Genomic DNA, 3149 nt, shown 5'->3' with positions numbered 1-3149 from the left:
AGCCAAAGGCCATCCACCTCCACCACGTGGTGGACCTCGTCACAGACAGGAGCCACGGGCCACAGGTCCCAGAACTTATTCGTGAGATGCCGGAAGGTGCGTCCGGGCATGCCGAACTCGCCTTGGGTCTTTTTCGAGAGCAGCCACCTCAGGAACAGCTCTAGCAGTTTAGGCTCGTTGTCGTAACGTTGCGTGGTGGATGCGCCGCATGCCTTGCAGCGCCAACGAGTCGCCCCCGACGAGGTCTTCCCGTTGCGTTTCGTGTCGCCCCCGCACGCAGGGCACAGTATCTTCTTCATCCCGTGATTGAACCACGGAATTTAAGAGGGCGGTTTACGGCCTCTGACCTGCGGTGTCAAGTCGAAAGCGGACACACATTCTTGCCAGGCACTTAAACCTGCCTCCGAAATTTAAACGATGGTTTATCGAGGGTTTGACCTGCCCTTACACCCCTAAAACGGACACACTTTCTTGCCTATAACCCACGATTTGGGAAATGACGGCGAAAGCGGGGTCTGCTGGCGCAAGTGGGGCGGTTTGGTAATCTTGGAGCCGCTCTATTCTCTCGTTTGATGCGGGGAGGGGGCGATGCGCGTGCGTTTGTGCAGGTCGGATGTTCTCGGCATGTCGGAGGCGGCGGCACCGGTTACCAAACCCCTTGATTCCTGCCGTACGCAGAGGTTTTCGTCGTCATCGCGGCCCCTGCGGGGCCGGCAGCGTGCCGGACTTGCTGCCGGCCCTGGCGTTCGGTCAGTCTTCCAGTTTGGTGAACTCGTGGTGTCCGCAGTTGGGACATGCGGGAAGGGCTTCGGCATCGCTCGTGATGCGAACGACGTAGCCGCAGTTGTCGCAGCGGTAGCGTCCCGCGCCCGGCTTGTCGCCTGTCTTGTACTTCATGGACGTCTCCTTATCTGATCGTCGGTTGCCTTGGTCCGTTCAGCGTACCGCAGGGCGTCGGCTGGTCGGTTGCGGCGGCGCAACGGTTCTCTATCCGCTCGTTTGCGCGGCATGGCGGCCGTGTTGCTGACAGCGCGCATGCGCATCATCGCCCGAAAAACACGGAATCGAGCGCGAAAGCGTGTTTTTCGGGCGATGATGCGCCATCGGGCAGCCGCCTTGCGCCCCATCCCGCTGCATCTTGCGCCCGCCGCTTACCGGCGGGGCGTTGCGGGGGCGGGCGACTTCGGATATCCTAGCCGTCGTGAGAGTACGCAAGCGCGTACGAAGGGGCGCACCACCTCGGGTGCGATCTGCTTCGTGCGCGCTTTTTTCGTGCCCGGAGGCCGGCGGATGCGCCGGCGGGGGCGGAAAGGAGGGCGAGACGTGGCGCAGGTGAACGGACGGGCGCGGCCCGAGGCGGACGGTTCGACGCTCGCGCAGCTGCTGGAGCGCGACGGCTTCGACGCCGCGCGCGTGGCGTGCGAGCTGAACGGGGCCATCGTGCCGCGCGACGCGTACGCGGCCACGGTGCTGCGGGCAGGCGACGTGCTGGAAGTGGTCCGCTTCGTGGGAGGCGGCTGATGGACGCGCTTTCGAGCCGCATCGGAGAAGAGGCGCGCGTGAGGCTGGCGGCGGCGCGCGTGGGCGTGGCGGGGTTGGGCGGCCTGGGGTCGCACATCGCCGTGATGCTGGCGCGCTCGGGGGTGGGCGCGCTGCACCTCGTGGACTTCGACCTCGTGGACGAGTCCAACCTCAACCGCCAGCACTACTTCCGCGAGCATATCGGCCGGCCGAAGACCGAGGCGCTGGCCGAGCAGCTGCTGCGCATCGACCCGGGCATCGAGCTTACGCTCGACCGCGTGCGGGTGGATGCCGGCAACGCGGCGGCGCTGTTTGCGGGCGAGCGCATCGTGTGCGAGGCCTTCGACGACCCCCGCTGCAAAGCCGACCTCGTGAACGCGCTGCTGACGGAGGCGTCGAATACCGTGGTGGTGGCGGGCAGCGGCATGGCGGGTGCGGGACCGGCCGACGCGCTGGTCACGCGGCGCGTGGGGCGGCGGCTGTTCGTGTGCGGCGACGGCGAGGCCGACGTGGCCGACGAGGCGCTCTTCGCCCCGCGGGTGGCTCTGTGCGCGGCGCAGCAGGCGCTCGTCGTCGTGCGCCTCGTGCTGGGACTCGAAGGAAACTGACGGAAGCAACGGGCCGCAGAGGGCGGTCGGGAAGGGATATCCATGGCATACGAACCGGATACTTGGTCGCTGGGCGACCGGACGTTCACCTCGCGCTTCATCCTGGGGTCGGGGAAGTTCAACCTCGACCTCGTGGAGGCGGCCGTGCGCGATGCGGGCGCCGAGATCGTCACCTTGGCCGTGCGTCGCGCGAACACGGGGCAGGACGGAAGCATCCTTGACGCCATTCCCGAGGGCGTGACGCTGCTGCCGAACACATCGGGGGCGCGCACGGCCGACGAGGCGGTGCGCATCGCGCGGCTGGCGCGGGCGATGGGATGCGGCGACTTCGTGAAGGTGGAGGTCATCCGCGACGCGGCCTATCTCATGCCCGACAACGCCGAGACGGTGCGCGCAACGGCGCAACTGGCCGAGGAGGGCTTCGTCGTGCTTCCCTACATGTTCCCCGACCTCGTCTGCGCGCGCGACCTGGTACGCGCGGGCGCGGCGGCCGTCATGCCGCTGGCGGCGCCCATCGGGTCGAACAAGGGGCTGGCCGCGCGCGACTTCATCAAGATCATCGTCGACGAGGTGGACGTGCCCGTCATCGTGGACGCGGGCATCGGCCGGCCCTCGCAGGCGTGCGAGGCCATGGAGCTGGGCGCGGCCGCGGTCATGGCGAACACCGCGGTGGCCACGGCGGGCGACGTCCCCCTCATGGCGGCCGCGTTCAAACGCGCCGTGGAGGCGGGGCGCGCGGGATACCGAGCCGGCATGGGGCGCGTGCTCGACCGCGCCGAGGCCTCGTCGCCCCTCACCGGGTTCCTCGCGGATTAGGAGGGGCCATGACGCAAGCAGGCACCCGCTCCGCAACGCCCTCGGCGGTTCCGCGCTTCACGCGCCTCGAGGCGGTGGACCCCGCCGACGTGGCGCGCGATCGCGGCATCGACCCTATGGCCTACCTTCCGGACATGGACGTCACCGACTCGCCCGTGCTCGACGAACTGCTGGCACGCGCGGCGGCGTTCGACTTCGACGCGG

3 protein-coding genes and 3 pseudogenes are annotated in these 3149 nt (G+C 68.0%); 4 read left to right on the top strand and 2 right to left on the bottom strand.

Features of this window, described 5'->3' with window-relative positions; translation table 11 throughout:
• Together HMPREF1023_RS14360 and HMPREF1023_RS14355 are read right to left on the bottom strand one after the other, a co-directional pair.
• Positions 1 to 299: pseudogene (locus HMPREF1023_RS14360) on the bottom strand (IS256 family transposase); the annotation flags it as partial.
• Between the two features lie 451 nt (positions 300 to 750).
• Positions 751 to 900: pseudogene (locus HMPREF1023_RS14355) on the bottom strand (hypothetical protein); the annotation flags it as partial.
• A 423-nt stretch (positions 901 to 1323) separates the two neighbouring features.
• Between HMPREF1023_RS14355 and thiS the strand changes: the two are divergent.
• The 4 genes and pseudogenes from thiS to HMPREF1023_RS14335 all read left to right on the top strand — a co-directional run.
• On the top strand, positions 1324 to 1521 hold the full coding sequence (gene thiS / locus HMPREF1023_RS14350) for a sulfur carrier protein ThiS (protein ID WP_009307167.1): 198 nt from the start codon (positions 1324 to 1326) through the stop codon (positions 1519 to 1521).
• Positions 1521 to 2129 carry a sulfur carrier protein ThiS adenylyltransferase ThiF gene (gene thiF, locus HMPREF1023_RS14345; RefSeq protein ID WP_009307166.1) on the top strand — a complete coding sequence of 203 codons (609 nt, stop codon included), beginning with the start codon at positions 1521 to 1523 and terminating at the stop codon, positions 2127 to 2129. Before thiS ends, thiF begins: the two co-directional genes overlap by 1 nt.
• 42 nt (positions 2130 to 2171) lie before the next feature.
• Positions 2172 to 2945 carry a thiazole synthase gene (locus tag HMPREF1023_RS14340; protein ID WP_009307165.1) on the top strand — a complete coding sequence of 258 codons (774 nt, stop codon included), beginning with the start codon at positions 2172 to 2174 and terminating at the stop codon, positions 2943 to 2945.
• Between the two features lie 8 nt (positions 2946 to 2953).
• Positions 2954 to 3149 (top strand): annotated as a pseudogene (locus HMPREF1023_RS14335) (2-iminoacetate synthase ThiH); the annotation flags it as partial.

It is taken from the genome of Eggerthella sp. 1_3_56FAA (genome assembly GCF_000185625.1).
Lineage (GTDB): Bacteria > Actinomycetota > Coriobacteriia > Coriobacteriales > Eggerthellaceae > Eggerthella > Eggerthella lenta.
The sequence above is the reverse complement of the archived record's forward strand: the minus strand, read 5'-3'. Positions and strand labels throughout refer to the sequence as shown.